We start from the raw sequence: 18,919 nt of genomic DNA, 5'->3' as shown, positions 1-18,919 counted from the left end.
CCGGTCATTTCGACTCAACCCAAGGAGAGGACCACCATGACTCATGGCTTGATTATGTGGCTCATCATCGGCGCGATCGCCGGCTGGCTTGCCGGGCTGCTCGTGAAAGGCGGCGGCTTCGGACTGATCGTCGACATCATCGTCGGGATCGTCGGCGCGGTGATCGGCGGCTGGCTCGCCGGGGTACTCGGCATCAGCGTCGGCAGCGGCTTCATCGGCTCGGTGATCGTCGCGGTCGTCGGTGCGGTGATCCTGCTGTTCGTGATCCGGCTATTCAAACGAGCGGCCTGACGCTTCTCTCCACGCGCCTTCGGGCGCGTTTTCGCATCAGGCCGGCGCGCGGCCCGTTTGCCGCGCGCCGCCCGTTCGATCACCGCTTCGCGTGCTGCAACTCGCCGTCGAGCACGTCGGTCGTCAACACCCCGCTGCGCGCTTCGCGTGCACGATCGCGCCCGATCCACACGGTGCGCGGCATGTCCCCCGCCATCCCGCATCCAGTGCCGCGCGCAAACGCTCGGGCACCGGTTCCGCGTGCGCATATCGCGCGAGCGCTTACGCGAGCGCCGCACCGTTGTCGTCGTACGCATCCATCACGACCATCGCGAGCTACCCGTCCGGATGAAGGCGCTGTCATGCGACCCGATGCGCGAATGGAACACGTCGCACCCGCCGGAGACAACGCCGCGAACGACTTCACAGCGACCATTTCAGTTCTCCGTAGAAGGTACGGCCCGGATACGGATGGAACACGTAGTAGCGGCGATCCGTCAGGTTGTCGATGCCGAGCGATGCGGTCCAGTGACGATCGAGGCGATAGCGCGCCTTCAGGTCGACGACCGTAAACGAGCTCGTGCCGCCGTACACGTCCGGATTCACATCGCTGTTGTCGAGCGTGTTGAACTGGCGGCCCGAGTAGCGCACGCCGACGCTCGCGAGCCAGTGCTCGTCGAAGCGATAGGACGCCAGCAGGTTCGCGCGCATGCGCGGAATGCGCGGGAAGCGCGAGCCGACGTAGGCAGGATTCGCGGCATCGGCGAGGATCTGCGCATTACTGGCCGATACGTTCGCGTCGATCGCGAGCCCCCTCAGCCCGACGTTTTCGCCGCTGAACGCGAGCTCGATGCCGCGTACGCGCACGCGGTCGACGTTCGAGACGTTGGTGACGGTCGTCGCGCCCGACACGGTCGTCTGGCTGTAGATCGAATCGCGCAGGTCGCTCTGGAACACGCTCGCGCGCACGACGCCGACACCGACGTCGCGCTCGGCCGTGAAGTCCCAGTCGATCGCCTTTTCCGGCCGCAGGTTCGGGTTGTTGTTGACGATCGCATTGTTCGAGATCGTGCCCTGGAACAGCTCGCCGACGGTCGGGAACCGCGTGCCGGTCGCGAACGACAGCCGGAAGCGCCACACGTCCGTCGCGTCCCATTGCAGCGCAACCTTCGGCGACAGCGCGTTCGCGCCGCGATCCGCATAACCGAGCGTGCCGCCCGCGTTGCCGAGCGCGCCGCCGTAAGCATCCCAGCGCTCGTAGCGCAACCCGAGCGTCGCGAGCCAGCCCGGCGCGAAGCGCCACGCATCCTGCCCGAACAGCGCCTGCGTGCGCGTGTCGCCGCGATAGACGCTCGCGAGCGACGTGGTCGGCCCGGCCAGCCAGTCGGCCGTGTTGTACGTGACGTTGCGCAGGAAGTAGTTGTCGTAGTGGTAACCGAACGTGAACGTGTGGCCATTCACTGCCGGCGCCTCGGCCTTCAGGTCGAGCGTGCGCCAGCCGGTGCCGTCGCCCTGGAACAGCGTGCCCGCCCCGCCCTGCACGGTCGAGGCCGCGCGCAGCACGTCGCGCGACACGTCGTACGCGGACACGACGCCCGACAGCCGCCAGCCCGAATCGAGCCGGCCGTTCAGGCCCAGCGCGTACAGCCAGTTCTCCTGGTCGCCGCGTTGCGGCGCGAACGCGTTCGGCGCAACGGTCATGTTCCGGCCGCCGATCGACACGTTGCCGCCGTAGACCGGGTTGCCGGCCGCGTCGCGCAGGAAGGTTTCGCCGTGCTGCCGGTAATGGTTCTCCCAATGCCCGAGCGTGAGCGTCGCATCGACGCGGTCGGTGAACGCGTAGCCCATCCGGACCGTCTCGTTGAGCTGCTCGGTCCGCTCGATCGTCTGCGCGCCGACGATCGTCCGCGGCTTGCCGTTCGGCCCGATGTCGGTCGCGGCACCCGTGACGGGTACGGCGGCGCCCAGCTTCGGGGTGTAGGCCGAATTGGGACTCGCATACTGCATCGGCTGACCGTTGTTCTCGAGCCGGTCGAGCGACAGCGCGAACCAGAACCGGCCGACGCGGTCGGCGATCCGCGCGGTCTGATGATTGCCGCCGAAGCTGTCCGCGAATCCGTAGCCGTCGTGATAGCGCTGCGTGAAGAATTGCGTCGACAGCGATGCCTCGAGCTTGTCCGGGCGCCGCGTCGTGAGCAGCACCGTCGAGCCGATCGCGTTGCCGGGATACAGCGCGGAAAAGGGGCCGTAGAGCACGTCGACGCGCGCGATGTCGTCAGGCGGAATCAGCGACCAGCGCGGCGGGTACGCATAACTCGACCCGAGCAGGTTCGACAGCAGCACGCCGTCCGCGTACACGAGGCCGCGCGCGCTCTGCAGCTCGTTGAAGTCGCGGCCCGCGAACACGCTGTTGCGGTCGCCGATATAGCGCTTGCGGACCATCAGGTTCGGCGCGTACTTCAGCGCGTCCTCGGTGGTGACGTTGGTATGCGACTCGATCTGCTCGCGCGTGATCGACGTGACGACGGCCGGCGTATCCGGATCGACCGGCTGCCGCTGGGCGGTCACGCTGACGGCGGTCAGCGTGTCGCCGGCCGGTGCCGGCGGCACGGCGGCGCTGGCCGGGCGCCCGACACCGCCGGGGACCGCATCGGCGGGGGCATCGACCGCCGATGCGGCGTGCGCGGCGGGCCACGCAAAAGCGGCCGCGCATGCGAGCGCGAGCCGGCCGCGCGGCAACCGCGCGACGTGGGTAAACGACATGAAGTGAATTCCTGAAAACGTGATCGGACACCGCCGGGCACGCGCGCGCGCCGCGCACGCACGACGCGGCGCGCGGACCGGGCCGCGGACGGCACGCGCGCCGCCGGGGCGCGCACGACATCAATCAGATCGGGACGTTTTCAGGCGGGGCCCGCGGCTGCGCGAGACGAATGCGCTTGCGGGGAAAATCGGGAACGGCCGGCGCGGCCACGCGATACGCGAACGTCCGCACGAAGCCCGGCATGTCGGGCAGGCGCGTGCCGAGCGCAAGATTCGCCGCGAAGCCCGGGCAGTACACGCAGTGCGGCACGCCGGCATGGTCGAACGACGACGTGTCGCGGTCGTCGACCGCTTGGGCGAGCACGACCTGGCGCGCGCCCGCTGCACTGCACAACTCGAGCGTGAGCGCGCCCGACCCACTCGACGCAAGACGCGCGTAGCCGACGACGGGCGACAGTACGTTCAGTACCAGCGCCAGCCATACGAGGCCGATCCATCGCGTCGTTCGTCTCATCGCGGTCCAGGAAAAAGTGCGCGCAAGTATAACAAGCGACCCGATTGTTGCTGAATGCGCAGGAGGCAATAGCGGCCATCACACCTCGCGCCGCAGCGCATGTGCCGTTAATACAACAGAGACAAAATCTAACGATTCGCCACTGGCATAAATCCAAGCACGAGGTTGATAATCATCGAACCTGCTGGAGAAATGACCATGGACGAAAGACCCACTCGCATGCCACCGCCCGAGCAAGTGATGAGCCCGGATCCGGAACCCGTCGGCGTGGAATTCCTCGCCGAATTGCCCGAGCACGTGCGGGCATTCTTCGACGAGCAGCACAAGCTGTACTCGCCGAAGTGAACGCCTGTCCGGTTCTGTAACCGCCACGTGTCGATCATCGCTATCGTGCGGTTCATCACTGCGCATCGCGCGCCATTCGCCTCGCACCCGGGCCGCAACAGCCTGACGGTGCCGGATCAGCTCGCCTGCTGATTCTTCTGTCGCGTCGCTACGCCGCGCGACTGTCTTCGTCTATCCTTCTGGTTTTCCACCTCCGGTCCGCCCGGCTCCTCCCATCATTCCGATGAAGCAAGCCATTCGTGCCAGCGTCGCTGTCGCCGCGCTCGGTGTCGCCCTCTTTTCGTCGCCTCACATTGCCCGCGCCGACGGCGACGACACCGCGCTCACCAACCTCGTCGCACTCGCGTCGCAACGCCTCGCGCTCGCCGAACCGGTCGCGCGGTGGAAGTGGGCGAATCAGAAGGCGATCGAGGACCCGCCGCGCGAAGCAGCCCTGCTTGCGTCGGTCGAAAAGCGCGCGACGCAAGCCGGCGTCGATCCGGCATTCGCACGGACGTTCTTCGAGGACCAGATCACCGCGAGCAAGGACGTGCAGAACGCACTGTTCGCGACCTGGCGCACGACGCGGCCGCCCGAAGGCACACCGCCCGACCTCGCGACCAGCACGCGCCCGGCGCTCGACCAGCTGACGCAGAAAATGCTCGCGGGCCTCGCGCAGGTCGCGCCGCTGCGCAATGCGCCCGATTGCCAGGCACGCCTCGCGCGCAGCATCACGAACTGGAAAACGCTGACGCGCTACGATTCGAAGCAGACACAGGCACTCGACACCGCGCTGTCACACGTCTGCTCGGCCGGCGGCGCCAGCGCGATCGGCTGACGCGGCCGGCGCCGCGCGCCTCCCTCAACCTGCCGGCGTGAGCGCGGCGAGCGGAATCAGTTGCAGCCCGCGCGCGAGATGCGTCTGCAGCAGGCGATGGGTAAAGGGTTCGAACGTGCCGTCCGCCGCCTCGGCGGCGAGCCGCGCGGCCGCATCGAGCGATTCGGCCGTGCCGAGGTAGCGCCAGCCGTCGATCACATGCAACAGGCGGCGCTCGCCGTTCGCCTCGAACGCAACGGCGCCGTCGAACGGCCAGTGCGCATTGCCGCCACGCACGCCATCGGCCGCGGGGCGCCGGTTGTACGACGGCCGCAGTTGGGCGATCCATTGCGCTTCCGCCAGCATCGCGCCCAGTTCGTTGCCGGTCTCGCGCCATTCGACGCGCCGCACCTGCTGGGCCAGCCGCATCTCCTTCGACGAACGGCGCTCGCCGGTCAGCAGCGCGCGCAGCCGCTGCCGCACCCTCACGCTTCGGCCCACATACAGCGGCGCGTCGCCCTCCCCGAACAACGCATAGGCGCCGCAGCCGGCAGGCGCGGTGTCGAGCCACGCCTCGGTCAGATCGCCGCCCAGGCGGAAGTGGCGCGTCGTGCGCGCGATCTGGTCGCGCAACCGCTCGAGCGGCACGATGTCGTGCAACTGGCGCCAGAACTGCCACAGCAGATCGGCATCCGCCAGCGCGCGGTGGCGCGCAGCCGGAACGAGACCGTGCCGCTCGATCAACGCGTCGAGCCCGTGCCGCGATTCGCGCGGGAACAGCGCGCGCGACAGCCGGACCGTACACAGCACATCGGGATTGAACGCCAAGCCGGCGCGCTCGAATTCGGCGCGCAGGAAACCGCGATCGAAACTCGCGTTGTGCGCGACGAACAGCTTGCCGTCGAGCCGCTCGAACAGCGCCGGCGCGAGCGACGCGAACGACGGCGCGTCGCGCACCATCGCATCCGAAATGCCCGTCAGTTGCTGGATGAACGGCGGAATCGCCTGCTCGGGATTGACGAGGCTCGTCCACGTCGACACGCCAAGCGGACCGATTTCGACCACGCCGATTTCGGTGATGCGGTGCTCGGCGGGCGAGCCGCCGGTGGTTTCGAGGTCGACGAAGACGAGCGGTTGTTCGCTGGCGGGATCGGACGGACGAGAATCAGACATGAAAAGACAGGAAAACGATGCTTCCGTGAGTATGCACCGGCAAGCATGGCCACGGCCAGCGCGGACCGAAGCGATTCGTCCCCGGAAAACAAAAAGCCCCCGCGATGCGGGGGCCGGACGTGATCGGCAATGCGTGGCGCGTCAGACCGCCTGGATATTCGCTGCCTGCTTGCCTTTCGGCCCGACTTTGACGTCGAACGAAACACGCTGGTTTTCCTTCAGCGTCTTGAAGCCGTCCATCCGGATTTCGGAAAAGTGCGCAAACAAATCTTCACCACCATTGTCCGACGTAATAAAACCAAAACCTTTAGCATCGTTAAACCATTTCACGATACCGGTATCCATGTCTTCGTTCCCCACTCGATTAGATCAAAAAAGCTATTTTTATAGCCGTTTCCCGAAATCCCGAAACATTGCGCCAGCACCCGCACCAGCACGCCGCCCGAGGACGGAGTGCTGACTTTATAAATTGGACAATCCGGGCGCGTCAAGAAGATTTTTGACGTTAGTTTTATCGAAAAAGCGCTAATACCACTGGAATCGGTACACCACCGCCTTTGATTAATTGATTCGCATCAAAAACCTGTCAATATTACCGGGAACGGATCGGCGATAATCCCGACGATGAAATTCCTACCGGGGACAAATCAGCTCGGTAAATCCCTCGGGTTTTTTCCGGGTTGCGAAAATCCGGGGACGTTGAGATGCTGACACCACGCCGACAGGAAGGAGAGGGTCATGTGGCTGGACGGAATCAAGCGCTTCGCGAGCCGGCTCGGACGCGTACGCCGCAAGTCCCGCGCCCTGGCCGAGTCCGCGCGCGAAGCGCCGTGCGACACCGAATTCGATACGACCTGGCACGGCGACCACTGGCAGAACCTGCTCGCCTCGCCACTGGATGCCCGTCACTACGTGATGGAAGACTGGACCTATACACCGCCGCCGACCGATGCCGAGGAAGCCGCGCCTGCGCCCAAGCGCAAGCGGCGCTCGTACGCGCAGTAGCGCACGGACCGGCCGGGCAAAAAAAAAGCGCGACTGGGAAGTCGCGCCGACAAAGGTTTGGAGATCTTTTCCGTCAACGAAAAAGTCTGCTTCGGAAAGCAGAGATCGCAGTATAGCGAGAGAACAACCTTTCATTAGCCATGCTCCACACAAACCTCTATTGCCGATGTGTCAATAATCGCGCTACGGCCTCCCTCGCCGGCCGCTGACCAGGTGTCGCGATCGCGCAACGCCCGTTACGGAGTCCTGAACGCCATTTTTCTTCGCTGCACCGCCGCAAACCCTTGATGTGCAACCGTTTACGCGCATCCCACGATCTTTGCGGATTCCAAAATACATTATTGCTTAAAGCGTCACCCTCCTCCGCTTCACGCACTCCGTACACTGCAGATGGCTTTCTGACAAGCGCACCGCCGCTCTGCCGGTCACAGCGTCACGCACATCAGCCCGGTCCGGCAGCAGGTTCGATCGACATCATCCTGTTTGGAGACAGATCCATGAAAAAAACCCTGATCGTCACCGCGTTGTCGGGTGTATTCGTTACCGCCGCACACGCACAAAGCAGCGTGACGCTATACGGCCTGATCGACGCCGGCATCACCTACACGAACAATCAGGGCGGTCACAGCGCCTGGCAGGAAACGAGCGGCTCGGTCAACGGCAGCCGGTGGGGCTTGCGCGGCACCGAGGATCTCGGCGGCGGCCTGAAAGCGATCTTCACGCTGGAAAACGGTTTCGGCATCAACAACGGCGCGCTGAAGCAGAACGGCCGCGAGTTCGGCCGGCAAGCGTTCGTCGGCCTCGCGCACGACAGCTACGGTTCGCTGACACTGGGCCGGCAATACGACAGCGTCGTCGACTACCTCGGGCCGCTGTCGCTGACCGGCACGCAATATGGCGGCACGCAGTTCGCGCACCCGTTCGACAACGACAACCTGAACAATTCGTTCCGGATCAACAATTCGGTCAAGTACCAGAGCGCGAACTACGGCGGCCTCAAGTTCGGCGCGTTGTACGGGTTCTCGAACTCGACGGCGTTCGCGAACAACCGCGCGTATAGCGGCGGCGTGTCGTACAGCTACCTGGGGTTCAACTTCGCCGCGGCCTACTTGCAGCTGAACAGCGACGTGAACGCGCTCGCGCAGGCCGCATCCGATCCGGGCGCGGTGACCGGCGACTGGACCTTCGCGTCGCGCGTGCAGCGCACCTGGGGGGCCGGCCTGAATTACGGCTTCGGCCCCGCCACGGTCGGCTTCGTGTTCACGCAGACGCGCCTGACCGGCATTCGCGCGATCAGCGCGGGGCAATCCGGCGTGTCCGGCGGCATCACGGGCCTCGGCGGCACCGCGCGCTTCAGCAACTATGAAGTCAACGGCCGTTACGCGTTGACGCCGGCCCTGTCGCTCGCCGGCTCGTACACGTACACGCAGGGCCGCCTGGCCGGCGACAAGCCGACCTGGCACCAGTTCAACCTGCAGGCCGACTATGCGCTGTCGAAGCGCACCGACGTCTATCTGCAGGGTGAGTTCCAGAAGGTCAACAACGACGGCCTCGACCTCGGTGCCAACATCAACGGGCTCGGCGCCGCATCCTCGACCAACAAGCAGATCGCGGTCACGGCCGGCATGCGCCACCGCTTCTGAGCGAAACCCGCCCGCAAGCCGGATGACGAAGCGCCCCGCCGGGGCGCTTTTTCGTTGCCGCGCCGTGCGCGCGGGCCGTGGCTCAGGCGGTGCCCCGCGCCGGATAGCGGACGTCGAGTATGTCGATCGGCTGCGGGCCGGCCGGCGTCATCAGCGTGACGGTATCGCCGATCTTCGCCTTGATCAGCGCACGTGCGACCGGCGAGATCCAGCTGACGCAGCCATGGTCGAGATCGACCTCGTCGATCCCGACGATCGTGATCGTGTGATCCACGCCATCCGGCGTCTCGTAATCGACCGTTGCGCCGAAGAACACCTGGTCGACATTCTCCTGCCGGCTCGCGTCGACGACTTCGGCGAGGTCGAGCCGCTTCGTCAGGAAGCGAATGCGGCGATCGATCTCGCGCAGCCGCCGCTTGCCGTAGATGTAGTCGCCGTTCTCCGACCGGTCGCCGTTCGACGCGGCCCACGACACGAGCCGCACGACCTCGGGGCGCTCGACGTCGATCAGGTTCAGCAGCTCGTCCCTCAGCCGCTTGTGGCCGGCCGGCGTGATGTAGTTCTTCGCCCCCGCCGGAATCGCGGGTTGAGCCTGGTCGAGATCGTCGTCGTCACCGTCCGACTCTTTGACAAACGCCTTGTTCATGATGCGGGTTCAACGTGGATGACTGATGCTCCAAGGGTACACGAAGGGCCGCCGCGAAGGCCATGCCGCCTAATTCGCGAATAAGGCTTCCCTTTTTATACAACCCTGCTATAATTTCGCTTCTGCGTGCGGCTGTAGCTCAGTTGGATAGAGTACTTGGCTACGAACCAAGGGGTCGTGGGTTCGAATCCTGCCAGCCGCGCCACTTTTTCGAGGGCCTTCCCAACCGAAGGCCCTTTCAGTTCGAAGCAGTAGAAGTTTTGTTTTGCGTGCGGCTGTAGCTCAGTTGGATAGAGTACTTGGCTACGAACCAAGGGGTCGTGGGTTCGAATCCTGCCAGCCGCGCCACTTTTTTGGGGGCCTTCCCATCGCAGAAGGTTCCGACAGTTGAAGCAGTACCGTTTTGCGTGCGGCTGTAGCTCAGTTGGATAGAGTACTTGGCTACGAACCAAGGGGTCGTGGGTTCGAATCCTGCCAGCCGCGCCACCTTAAAAGGGCTTTCCTTCGGGAAAGCCCTTTTTTCTTTTCCGCCACCCCTCTTCGCTCGCGCGCGTTGCCGCAGGTTCATACCGCTGCCGACATGAAAACGGCGGCCATTGGCCGCCGTCCGTCGATCGATCGCCCGCACACCGAGCGCGTCAGTAATCCTGCCGCTCCCGCTCGATGCGCATGCCGCCGTCGTGGCGCGCATGCGCTCCGTCGTCGGTCGAACGCTCGCGCATGATCCGCATCACGTCCGGATTGGTGCGCACGCGCCGCATCACGTTCGCGAGGTGCACACGGTCGCTGACCTGGATCACGAAGCGCAGCACCGTCGATTCGTGCGTCAGATCCTCGTCCATCGCGATGTGCACGATGTTCGCGTCGGCCGACGTGATGTCCGCCGCAACACGCGCGAAGATGCCCTTCGTGTTCTTCACGAGCGCCTTCACCGCGACATCGAACAGGCGGCCCGGCTGCGGCGCCCATTCGACATCGATCCAGCGGCCCGGATCGCGGCGATGGATACGCTGCGCGACACGGCAATCGGTCGTATGAATCGCCATCCCCAGGCCGATGCCGATGTAACCCATGATCGCGTCGCCCGGAATCGGCCGGCAGCAGGCCGACAACTGCACGGACATCCCCTCGGTGCCGGTGATCACGACCGGCGGCGCATGGTGCGCGGCATGCCGTTCGGACTTCGGCAGATCGTCGTCCGCGTCGCGGCCGCTCATCAGCACCTCGATGCGCTTGGCCATCACCGCGGCGACGCGGCGGCCCAGGCCGATGTCCGCGAAAATTTCCTGGCGGCTCTTGTTGCCCGTCCACTGCACGAGCTTCTCCCACACTTCCGGCGCGACGTCGGCCAGTGCAAGACCATAACCCTTCAGGCTCTGGTCGACGAGCCGCTCGCCCAGCTGGACGGACTCGTTCAGGCGCATCGTCTTCAGGTAGTGGCGGATCGCCGAACGCGCCTTGCCGGTACGCACGAAACCGAGCCACGCGGGATTCGGCTTCGAATACGGCGCGGTGATCACCTCGACGATGTCGCCGCTCTTCAGCTCGGTGCGCAGCGGCAGCAGCTCGTTGTTGATCTTCACGGCCACGCACTGGTTGCCGAGATCGCTGTGGATCGAATACGCGAAATCGAGTGCCGTCGCGCCGCGCGGCAGCGCCATGATCTTCGACTTCGGGGTGAACACGTAGACCGCGTCGGGGAACAGGTCGATCTTCACGTGCTCGAGGAATTCGCTCGAATCGCCGGCTTCGCTCTGGATGTCGAGCAGCGACTTCAGCCACTGGTGCGCGCGCTTCTGCACGTCGCTGAGATCGGCGCTGCCGTTCTTGTACAGCCAGTGCGCGGCGACCCCGGCCTCGGCGATCTCGTGCATCTTGCGCGTGCGCACCTGGAACTCGATCGGCGCGCCGAACGGGCCGACGAGCGTCGTGTGCAGCGACTGATAGCCGTTGATCTTCGGGATCGCGATGTAGTCCTTGAACTTGCCGGGCACGGGCTTGTACAGCGCATGCAATGCGCCGATGCACGTGTAGCAGTCGAGCGGACTGTCGACGACCACGCGGAAACCGTACACGTCGAGCACCTGCGAGAACGACAGCTGCTTGTCGCGCATCTTGCGGTAGACGCTGTAGATGGTTTTCTCGCGGCCGGTGATCTCGGCGTCGATCTTCGCGTCGGCCATCGCGCGCTGCGCGGCCTCGAGGATCTTGCTGATCACTTCGCGGCGGTTGCCGCGCGCGGCCTTCACGGCTTTCTCGAGCGTCGCGTAGCGATGCGGGTTGAAGTTCGCGAAGCTCATGTCCTGCAGCTCGCGATACGTGTTGTTCAACCCGAGCCGATGGGCAATCGGCGCGTAGATGTCGAGCGTTTCGCGCGCGACGCGGCGGCGCTTTTCCATCGGCACCGCGCCGAGCGTGCGCATGTTGTGCAGGCGATCGGCGAGCTTGACGAGAATGACGCGCACGTCGCGCGCCATCGCGAGCAGCATCTTGCGGAAGTTTTCCGCCTGCGCTTCCTCGCGGCTGCGGAATTCCATCTTGTCGAGCTTCGACAGGCCGTCGACCAGCTCGGCGACCTTCGGACCGAACCGCTCGGCCAGCTCGTTCTTGGTCACGCCCTGGTCTTCCATCACGTCGTGCAGCAGCGCGGCCATCACGGCCTGCGCGTCGAGCTTCCAGCCGGCGCAGATTTCCGCGACGGCGACGGGATGGGTGATGTAGGGCTCGCCGCTCTGGCGATATTGACCGAGGTGGGCTTCGTCGCTGAAGTGGAACGCCGCCTTGACCTCTTTGATTTCGTCCGGGGCGAGATACTCGGCCAGCACGGTGGTCAGTTTCGCGATCGAAACGACACCGTGCTTGCGCGGCTGCTCCGGAGTGGCGGTCGGCCCGAACAGATGCCGGAAGGACTGTTCGAGGACCGCGTCGATGTACTGGCGCGCAGGCGACTGGGCCGTGGCTTCGGTGGTCGAATCCGCGGAGGCGGACGATGGGGTGGTGCTCATATTCGCCTCCAGGTCGAGTCGTTGCGCGCGTGGATTACATGGCTGGAACGGGCCGGATGCGCGTTACACCGGCACCTTCTTCAGCATCTCGACGCCGACCTGGCCGGCAGCGATTTCGCGCAGCGCGACGACGGTCGGCTTGTCGCGGCTTTCGATCTTCGGCGTATGGCCTTGCGCGAGCTGCCGCGCGCGGTAGGTGGCGGCGAGCGCCAGTTCGAAGCGGTTCGGGATTTGCTTCAGGCAGTCTTCGACGGTAATGCGAGCCATGTTGGTAATTCCTTCTGAATATAGTCCTTATTCTACCTTATGTCCCTCGTCCCCCGCGTCATTCCGCGTGGGGCAGATGGATGCCGAGCTCGATGAACAGCTCCGTGTGTCGCGCGTACTGCGAAGCAAAGCGCAGGCGCGTCGCGGCGACGATGCATTCGAGCTCCGCGAGCGCACGCTCGAAATTCTCGTTGATCACCACGTATTCCGCTTCCGACGCGTGCGCGATCTCGCTGCCGGCAGCCAGCAGGCGCCGCGTGATCACGTTCGGTTCGTCCTGGCCGCGCTTCTTCAGCCGCTCCTCGAGCGCATCGAGCGACGGCGGCAGGATGAAGATGCCGACCGCGTTGCGGAACTGCTTCTTCACCTGCAACGCGCCCTGCCAGTCGATCTCGAGCAGCACGTCGTGGCCGCTCTTCATCTGCTCTTCGATCCAGACGCGCGACGTGCCGTAATAGTTGCCGTGCACTTCCGCGCTCTCGAGGAATTCATGCGCCGCGTGACGCGCGCGGAAATCCTCGACGGTCGTGAAGTGGTAATGCTGGCCGTCCTGTTCGTTCGGGCGCGGCTTGCGCGTCGTGTACGAGATCGACAGGCAGATGTCGCGGTCCTTCGACAGCAGCGCATTCACGAGCGTCGACTTGCCGGCGCCCGACGGCGCAATGACCATGAACAGGTTGCCGGGGTAGACACCCGCGTGAAGCGTATGCGTGTCGTGAGTGGGGTGGATCATGTTGCGTTACTCCAGGTTTTGCACTTGCTCGCGCATCTGCTCGATCAACAGCTTGAGCGCCATCGACGCATCGGCCAGTTCCTTCGCCGCCGCCTTCGAGCCGAGCGTGTTCGCTTCGCGATTCAGTTCCTGCATCATGAAGTCGAGGCGCTTGCCGACACGGCCGCCCTTCTCGATCACATGACGCGTTTCGTTCAGGTGCGCGGTAAGCCGCGACAGCTCTTCCGCGATGTCGATCCGGATCCCGTACATCGTCACTTCCTGACGGATGCGTTCCGCGGCTTCCTCGCGCGTGACGATCGTCGCGCCGCCTTCGGGCGCCGCGAGGCCGAGCGCTTCCTGCAGGCGCTCGACGATCTTCTGCTGATGCTTGGCGATCAGCTCCGGCACGAGCGGCGTGATGCGCGCGACGATCGCTTCCATCTCGGTGACGTTCGACAGCAGCATCGTCGCCAGTTGCGCGCCTTCGCGCGAACGCACGACGACGAGCTCGCCGATCGCTTCCTTGCCGCACGCGAGCACCGCGTCGCGGATCGCTTCCGCCGACACGCCGCTTTCGGCGAGCACGCCCGGCCAGCGCAGGATCTCGCCCGCGCGCAGGCGGCCGACGCCCGGGAACGAATCGAGCACCGCACGCTCGAGATCGGCAAGCTGGCCGAGCGCCGACTGGTTCAGCGCGCCCGCGCCGATGCTCTGTTCGCCGCGTTGCAGGTTGATGCGCACGTCGACCTTGCCGCGCGACAGCTTGTTCATCAGCATTTCGCGCAGCGCGGGCTCGCACGCGCGCACGTCGTCCGGCATCCGGAAATTGAGGTCGAGGAAGCGCGAGTTCACGGTGCGCAGTTCGACCGACACGCTGGTGCCGCCGTTGCCGGTGGCCGTCGCGAGTTCGCGCGTCGCGCTCGCGTAGCCCGTCATGCTGTAGATCATGGTTCGTCTCGCCGTCTGGGTGCCCTCGCGGGCGGGGATGTGTCGAGGCGCCCGGCGCATCGGAAAACGCGGGGCGGGAAGCGCGCATTATCCCATTTTTGCGGACCACCCCGCCGGGCAAGCCCGCCGTTCGGCGCTAAAATCGGGGTTTCCTCTCCTTCCGCGATTTCCCCATGACGTCTTCCGTTTCCCGCCCGAGCGGCCGCCGCGCCGACGCACTGCGCAAGGTCGCCCTCACGCGCCACTACACGAAACACGCCGAAGGCTCGGTGCTGGTCGAATTCGGCGACACCAAGGTGCTCTGCACCGCGAGCGTCTCCGAACGCGTGCCCGAGTTCCTGCGCGAGCGCGGGCAAGGCTGGCTGACCGCCGAATACGGGATGCTGCCGCGCGCGACGCACACGCGCAGCGACCGTGAAGCCGCGCGCGGCAAGCAGACCGGCCGCACGCAGGAAATTCAGCGCCTGATCGGCCGCGCGCTGCGCGCGGTGTTCGATCTCGAGGCGCTCGGCCCGCGCACGATCCACATCGACTGCGACGTGATCCAGGCCGACGGCGGCACGCGCACCGCGAGCATCACCGGCGCCTTCGTCGCCGCGCACGATGCCGTGTCGACGCTGATCGCGGCCGGCAAGCTCGCGCGCTCGCCGATCACCGACCACGTCGCCGCGATCTCGGTCGGCGTATACGAAGGCGCGCCGGTGCTCGACCTGGACTACGCGGAAGATTCGCAGTGCGACACCGACATGAACGTCGTGATGACGGGCGCCGGCGGCTTCGTCGAAGTCCAGGGCACGGCCGAGGGCGTGCCGTTCTCGCGCGCCGAGATGAATGCGCTGCTCGACCTCGCGCAGGGTGGCATCGCCGAGCTCGTGCAACTGCAGAAGGATGTCCTGGGCGCCGGCCATGCCTGACGATCGTACCCTCGCGCCGCTGTCGCGCATCGTCCTCGCGTCGAACAACCCGGGCAAGCTGCGCGAATTCACCGCGCTGTTCGCGACGGTCGGCATCGAGATCGTCCCGCAGGGCGATCTCGCCGTGCCCGAAGCGGAAGAACCGTTCGGCACGTTCATCGAGAATGCGCTGACGAAGGCGCGTCACGCGTCGCGGCTCACCGGGCTGCCGGCGATCGCCGACGATTCGGGCCTGTGCGTGCGCGTGCTGCGCGGTGCGCCGGGCGTCTATTCGGCACGTTACGCGCAGCGTGCGGGCCGCGACAAGGGCGACGCGGCGAACAACGCGTATCTCGTCGAGCAGCTGCGCGGGGTCGACGACCGGCGCGCATACTATTGCTGCGTGCTCGCGCTCGTGCGCCACGCGGACGATCCCGAGCCGCTGTTCGCTGAAGGGCGCTGGGCCGGCGAGATCGTCGATACGCCGCGCGGCGAGCACGGATTCGGCTACGACCCGTATTTCTACCTGCCGGCGCTCGGCGCGACGGCCGCGGAACTCGATCCGGCCGTGAAGAACACGCACAGCCATCGCGCGCTGGCGCTGAAGGCGCTGCTGGCGCGGCTCGCGGAGGAAGCATGAGCATGCCCGTTACCCGTTCGCCGCAGGGGGTTGCATGAGCCAGGCCGCGCAAACCGGCGCGCGCGTCGTCGCGACCTTCACGTCGCCCGGCCAGGTGCGGCTCACGTCGCTGCCGCCGCTCGCGCTGTACGTGCATTTCCCGTGGTGCGTGCGCAAGTGCCCGTATTGCGATTTCAACTCGCACGAATGGAAAGGCGAACGATTCCCGGAAACCGAGTACCTCGATGCGCTGCGTGCCGATCTCGAGCAGGCGCTGCCACTCGTGTGGGGGCGGCAGGTGCATACCGTGTTCATCGGCGGCGGCACGCCGAGCCTGCTGTCGGCGGCCGGCCTCGACCGGATGCTGTCCGACGTGCGCGCGCTGCTGCCGCTCGACGCCGATGCCGAGATCACGCTCGAGGCGAATCCGGGCACGTTCGAGGCCGCGAAGTTCGCGCAGTTCCGCGCGAGCGGCGTGAACCGCCTGTCGGTCGGCATCCAGAGCTTCAACGAAACGCACCTGAAGGCGCTCGGCCGGATTCACGATACCGCGCAGGCGCGCGCGGCCGTCGAGATCGCCGCGAAGAACTTCGACAACTTCAACCTCGACCTGATGTTCGCGCTGCCGAACCAGACGCTCGACGAATGCCGCACCGACATCGAGACCGCGCTGTCGTTCGCGCCGCCGCATCTGTCGCTGTATCACCTGACGCTCGAGCCGAACACGCTGTTCGCGAAGTTCCCGCCCGTCGTCCCCGACGACGACGCGTCGGCCGACATGCAGGAGTGGATCCACGCACGCACGGCCGAGGCCGGCTACGGACGCTATGAGGTGTCCGCGTATGCGAAGCCGAATCATCAGTGCAAGCACAACCTGAACTACTGGCGCTTCGGCGACTACCTCGGGATCGGCGCGGGCGCGCACACGAAGCTGTCGTTCCCGAACCGGATCCTGCGGCAGGCGCGCTACAAGCATCCGGCGACCTTCATCGAGCAGGCGAAGGCCGGCACGGCCGTGCAGGAAGAGCGCGAAGTCGGCGCCCGCGACCTGCCGTTCGAGTTCATGCTGAACACGCTGCGGCTCGTCGAGGGCTTCCCCGTGCACAGTTTCGCGGAGCGTACGGGCCTGCCGATGAGCACGATCGAGCCGGCGCTGCAGGAAGCGGAGCGACGCGGGCTGATCGCGCGCGATTTCGCGCAGATCGCGCCGACACCGCTCGGCCAGCGTTTTCTCAACGACCTGCAGGAATTGTTCCTGCGTGACGATTGACGGGATGAACGCGGCGGCATTTCGGTTACAATGCCGCCTCGTGTGGAAGCGTGGCCGAGCGGTTTAAGGCACCGGTCTTGAAAACCGGCGACGGGAAACTGTCCGTGAGTTCGAATCTCACCGCTTCCGCCAGGAAGTTCGCCCAACCCCGTCCATTCATCGAATGACGGGGTTTTTGTTTGGCGGTTTGCCCGTGCGTGCGTGCTCCTCACGTTCCGACGCGTCGCGCCGGATGCCGTTACAATCCCGCGCTCCGATTCGCGAAACGGGAAACCCACTTCATGAAGCCCCTCATCGTCTCGTCGCTCGTCGCCATGCTGGCCGCCGTCAGCACGCATGCGGCCGCCGACACCGCGTCCGGCAGCGGCGCGCAGGCATCGTGCGCGATCGCAACCGTCAGCGGCGTCGGCGGTTCGCCGCGCGGCCTGAGCGAATACCTCGCGAGCCCGGCACCGTACAACTACCTGAAGGACAACGATCTTCAGTGCAAGGTGTCGGACGACGGACGCACGTCCAATTGCACCGGCGTCACCTACCTGCGCAACGAACAGGTCAGCGTGTACGACGATTCCGATCCGGCGACGCTCACCGTCGTCGCGCGCGTGGAACTCGACCACGGCCAGAAATACCCGGTGATCATCGTCGTGCAGCGCAAGGATGCGCGCTGCAAGCCATGACGCCGCCTCGCACGCGCCGCTTCCAATCGGGACGGAACGTGCCCGAATGCCGCGCCGGAAGCCTCCCGGCCTGCCCCGCGATCACCTAGAATTCGTTCAACACGGCGACACGACCGCCGCCGCGTACTCGATGCCGCACGCGCCACCCCTGCGCGCGGCACACGGAGATCGCCATGACCGAACTGTCGAGCGCGACGCAACCCGTCGATTACGAAGGCTTCGAGATCCATGTCGTGCCGGCCGCCGCGCCCGGCAGCGACACGCGCCATACCTACACCGGCTACGTGTGCCATCCGGGCGCGAACCCCGCGCTGCCCGGCCATGCCGTGGCGTTTCACGCGGATGGCGAGGAAAGCTTCGCGACCGTCGACGAGGCCGTCCATGAAGCCGTGCACATCGGCAAGAGCATCATCGACGGCACGCACCCCGACCTGTCGGTACTGTCGCTCGTCACGCACGGCTTCTGAACCCGGTGAAAGGCCTCGCGGGCGATCGCGCGGCCGGCTGGCCGCGGTGCGCACCGGCGGGCCGTCATGCCCGGCCGGACGATCGCGGCGTGCCGTTCAACCTTGCGCCACGCACGCAGCCGCCACGCGTCGCGTTACATCGCGATGCGCGATGCGACCGCCCGGCCGTCATCATCGGCGAACGCAGTGTCCGGCCTCGCGCGCTATGCGTTTCTCCCCATATCGTCTCGCGCCGGGACGCCTATCATTTTTTTATAGTCCCTTCCGGCCGTCACCTCATGCGCCCCCCTCTCCGTCCGCGCGTCGCCCGGCTGCGTGTTGCCGCGCTGGCCGTCGCCGCCCTGCTTGCCGCGTGCACGATCACGCCACCTTCGTCGCTACACTCGGTGCTGACGATTCCGTCGATCGTCCGCAGCGGCAACCTCGACCAGTATCGCGTCGAAGTCGCGCACCGCGTCGCCGAGCGCAATCCGTCCGGCATGCTGCGCGGCACGCCGCAGGCGATGCTCCGATCGCTCGTCGTCGTGTCCTTCACCGTCGACGGCAGTGGCCGTCTCGTCAACGCGTCCGTCTATCGCAGCAACGGCGACAGCGAGGCCGAAGCGCTCGCCCTCGCATCGCTGCGCCGCTCGACGCCGCTGCCGGCGCCGCCGTCGCGGCTGCTCGACGGCAACGGCCGGCTCGAACTGATGGAAGGCTGGCTCTTCAACGACGACGGCCACTTCCAGCTGCAAAGCACGGCGTCCGCGCAGGCGCAATCGATCGACTGACGCGCCGCCGCCGCGCGATTGCCGGCCTGCGGCGGCGCTGGCTATAATTTTCCGCACCCGCGCGGCCATCACGCCGCGCGCGCGTTCGCGCGCTCCACCCGGCACGCGAGCCGACCACGCCGGCACCGGGCGG

General features: G+C 66.0%; 20 protein-coding genes, 4 tRNA genes and 1 pseudogene. 15 read left to right on the top strand and 10 right to left on the bottom strand.

The genetic code is table 11. The features are described from left to right. The first annotated feature begins 36 nt into the window (after positions 1-36). The gene (locus tag AC1VVG_RS05030) at positions 37-291 is read left to right on the top strand and encodes a GlsB/YeaQ/YmgE family stress response membrane protein (protein ID WP_034187394.1); all 255 of its coding nucleotides are present in this window, start codon (positions 37-39) and stop codon (positions 289-291) included. A 79-nt stretch (positions 292-370) separates the two neighbouring features. On the opposite strand, the pseudogene AC1VVG_RS05025 reads toward AC1VVG_RS05030, so the two are convergent. The 3 genes and pseudogenes from AC1VVG_RS05025 to AC1VVG_RS05015 all read right to left on the bottom strand — a co-directional run. Beyond that, positions 371-630 (bottom strand): annotated as a pseudogene (locus AC1VVG_RS05025) (TlpA family protein disulfide reductase); the annotation flags it as partial. A 63-nt stretch (positions 631-693) separates the two neighbouring features. Next, on the bottom strand, positions 694-3,033 hold the full coding sequence (locus AC1VVG_RS05020) for a TonB-dependent receptor (RefSeq protein WP_482835316.1): 2,340 nt from the start codon (positions 3,031-3,033) through the stop codon (positions 694-696). Between the two features lie 124 nt (positions 3,034-3,157). Further along, positions 3,158-3,547 (bottom strand): DUF2946 domain-containing protein, encoded by a 390-nt coding sequence (locus AC1VVG_RS05015; protein ID WP_343726912.1) that lies wholly within the window; start codon positions 3,545-3,547, stop codon positions 3,158-3,160. Between the two features lie 198 nt (positions 3,548-3,745). On the opposite strand from AC1VVG_RS05015, the gene AC1VVG_RS05010 reads away from it, so the two are divergent. Beyond that, positions 3,746-3,892, top strand: coding sequence for a hypothetical protein (locus tag AC1VVG_RS05010; RefSeq protein ID WP_009690993.1), 147 nt, complete (start codon positions 3,746-3,748; stop codon positions 3,890-3,892). A gap of 223 nt (positions 3,893-4,115) precedes the next feature. Then, positions 4,116-4,709 carry a chorismate mutase gene (locus AC1VVG_RS05005; RefSeq protein WP_034187391.1) on the top strand — a complete coding sequence of 198 codons (594 nt, stop codon included), beginning with the start codon at positions 4,116-4,118 and terminating at the stop codon, positions 4,707-4,709. A 24-nt stretch (positions 4,710-4,733) separates the two neighbouring features. On the opposite strand, the gene AC1VVG_RS05000 is transcribed toward AC1VVG_RS05005, so the two are convergent. Both AC1VVG_RS05000 and AC1VVG_RS04995 read right to left on the bottom strand, forming a co-directional pair. After that, complete coding sequence (locus AC1VVG_RS05000) at positions 4,734-5,861, bottom strand: exonuclease domain-containing protein (protein ID WP_034187390.1); 1,128 nt, start codon at positions 5,859-5,861, stop codon at positions 4,734-4,736. 141 nt (positions 5,862-6,002) lie between these two features. Beyond that, positions 6,003-6,206, bottom strand: a complete 204-nt coding sequence (locus AC1VVG_RS04995) for a cold-shock protein (protein WP_006476615.1) — start codon at positions 6,204-6,206, stop codon at positions 6,003-6,005. 393 nt (positions 6,207-6,599) lie between these two features. Between AC1VVG_RS04995 and AC1VVG_RS04990 the strand changes: the two genes are divergently transcribed. Then, positions 6,600-6,866: a hypothetical protein gene (locus tag AC1VVG_RS04990; protein ID WP_034187389.1), complete on the top strand. Its 267-nt coding sequence runs from the start codon at positions 6,600-6,602 to the stop codon at positions 6,864-6,866. 497 nt (positions 6,867-7,363) lie between these two features. Beyond that, positions 7,364-8,509 (top strand): porin, encoded by a 1,146-nt coding sequence (locus tag AC1VVG_RS04985; RefSeq protein WP_034187388.1) that lies wholly within the window; start codon positions 7,364-7,366, stop codon positions 8,507-8,509. 82 nt (positions 8,510-8,591) lie between these two features. Here the strand turns inward: AC1VVG_RS04985 and greB are convergent, their stop codons facing one another. Further along, complete coding sequence (gene greB, locus AC1VVG_RS04980; RefSeq protein ID WP_069706117.1) at positions 8,592-9,155, bottom strand: transcription elongation factor GreB; 564 nt, start codon at positions 9,153-9,155, stop codon at positions 8,592-8,594. 128 nt (positions 9,156-9,283) lie between these two features. Here greB and AC1VVG_RS04975 point away from each other — a divergent pair. The 3 genes from AC1VVG_RS04975 to AC1VVG_RS04965 all read left to right on the top strand — a co-directional run bounded on the left by AC1VVG_RS04975 (position 9,284) and on the right by AC1VVG_RS04965 (position 9,641). Next, positions 9,284-9,360: transfer RNA gene (locus tag AC1VVG_RS04975), tRNA-Arg, on the top strand. Between the two features lie 66 nt (positions 9,361-9,426). Beyond that, positions 9,427-9,503 (top strand) — tRNA-Arg (locus AC1VVG_RS04970). Between the two features lie 61 nt (positions 9,504-9,564). Continuing rightward, a tRNA-Arg gene (locus tag AC1VVG_RS04965) sits at positions 9,565-9,641 on the top strand. A gap of 152 nt (positions 9,642-9,793) precedes the next feature. Here AC1VVG_RS04965 and AC1VVG_RS04960 read toward each other — a convergent pair. The 4 genes from AC1VVG_RS04960 to AC1VVG_RS04945 all read right to left on the bottom strand — a co-directional run bounded on the left by AC1VVG_RS04960 (position 9,794) and on the right by AC1VVG_RS04945 (position 14,090). Beyond that, complete coding sequence (locus AC1VVG_RS04960) at positions 9,794-12,160, bottom strand: RelA/SpoT family protein (RefSeq protein WP_049032098.1); 2,367 nt, start codon at positions 12,158-12,160, stop codon at positions 9,794-9,796. A gap of 63 nt (positions 12,161-12,223) precedes the next feature. Continuing rightward, positions 12,224-12,427 carry a DNA-directed RNA polymerase subunit omega gene (gene rpoZ, locus AC1VVG_RS04955; protein ID WP_006025620.1) on the bottom strand — a complete coding sequence of 68 codons (204 nt, stop codon included), beginning with the start codon at positions 12,425-12,427 and terminating at the stop codon, positions 12,224-12,226. Positions 12,428-12,485: 58 nt separating this feature from the next. Continuing rightward, positions 12,486-13,160, bottom strand: coding sequence for a guanylate kinase (gmk, locus tag AC1VVG_RS04950; protein ID WP_034187385.1), 675 nt, complete (start codon positions 13,158-13,160; stop codon positions 12,486-12,488). Between the two features lie 6 nt (positions 13,161-13,166). Then, on the bottom strand, positions 13,167-14,090 hold the full coding sequence (locus tag AC1VVG_RS04945) for a YicC/YloC family endoribonuclease (protein ID WP_034187384.1): 924 nt from the start codon (positions 14,088-14,090) through the stop codon (positions 13,167-13,169). 173 nt (positions 14,091-14,263) lie between these two features. Between AC1VVG_RS04945 and rph the strand changes: the two genes are divergently transcribed. From rph to AC1VVG_RS04910, 7 genes are all read left to right on the top strand, one after another. After that, positions 14,264-15,004, top strand: coding sequence for a ribonuclease PH (rph, locus tag AC1VVG_RS04940; protein WP_034187383.1), 741 nt, complete (start codon positions 14,264-14,266; stop codon positions 15,002-15,004). Further along, the gene (rdgB, locus tag AC1VVG_RS04935; RefSeq protein WP_175027376.1) at positions 14,979-15,623 is read left to right on the top strand and encodes an RdgB/HAM1 family non-canonical purine NTP pyrophosphatase; all 645 of its coding nucleotides are present in this window, start codon (positions 14,979-14,981) and stop codon (positions 15,621-15,623) included. Before rph ends, rdgB begins: the two co-directional genes overlap by 26 nt. A gap of 34 nt (positions 15,624-15,657) precedes the next feature. Continuing rightward, positions 15,658-16,872: a radical SAM family heme chaperone HemW gene (hemW, locus tag AC1VVG_RS04930; protein WP_034187382.1), complete on the top strand. Its 1,215-nt coding sequence runs from the start codon at positions 15,658-15,660 to the stop codon at positions 16,870-16,872. A 44-nt stretch (positions 16,873-16,916) separates the two neighbouring features. After that, positions 16,917-17,004: transfer RNA gene (locus AC1VVG_RS04925), tRNA-Ser, on the top strand. A 149-nt stretch (positions 17,005-17,153) separates the two neighbouring features. Beyond that, complete coding sequence (locus AC1VVG_RS04920) at positions 17,154-17,549, top strand: hypothetical protein (protein WP_034187363.1); 396 nt, start codon at positions 17,154-17,156, stop codon at positions 17,547-17,549. 173 nt (positions 17,550-17,722) lie between these two features. Next, positions 17,723-18,016 carry a hypothetical protein gene (locus tag AC1VVG_RS04915; RefSeq protein WP_034187362.1) on the top strand — a complete coding sequence of 98 codons (294 nt, stop codon included), beginning with the start codon at positions 17,723-17,725 and terminating at the stop codon, positions 18,014-18,016. A 278-nt stretch (positions 18,017-18,294) separates the two neighbouring features. Further along, positions 18,295-18,786 (top strand): energy transducer TonB family protein, encoded by a 492-nt coding sequence (locus AC1VVG_RS04910; RefSeq protein WP_049034931.1) that lies wholly within the window; start codon positions 18,295-18,297, stop codon positions 18,784-18,786. Positions 18,787-18,919 lie beyond the last annotated feature (133 nt).

This window comes from Burkholderia sp. L-4 (assembly GCF_056856535.1).
This window is presented reverse-complemented; position numbering and strand designations above follow the sequence as displayed.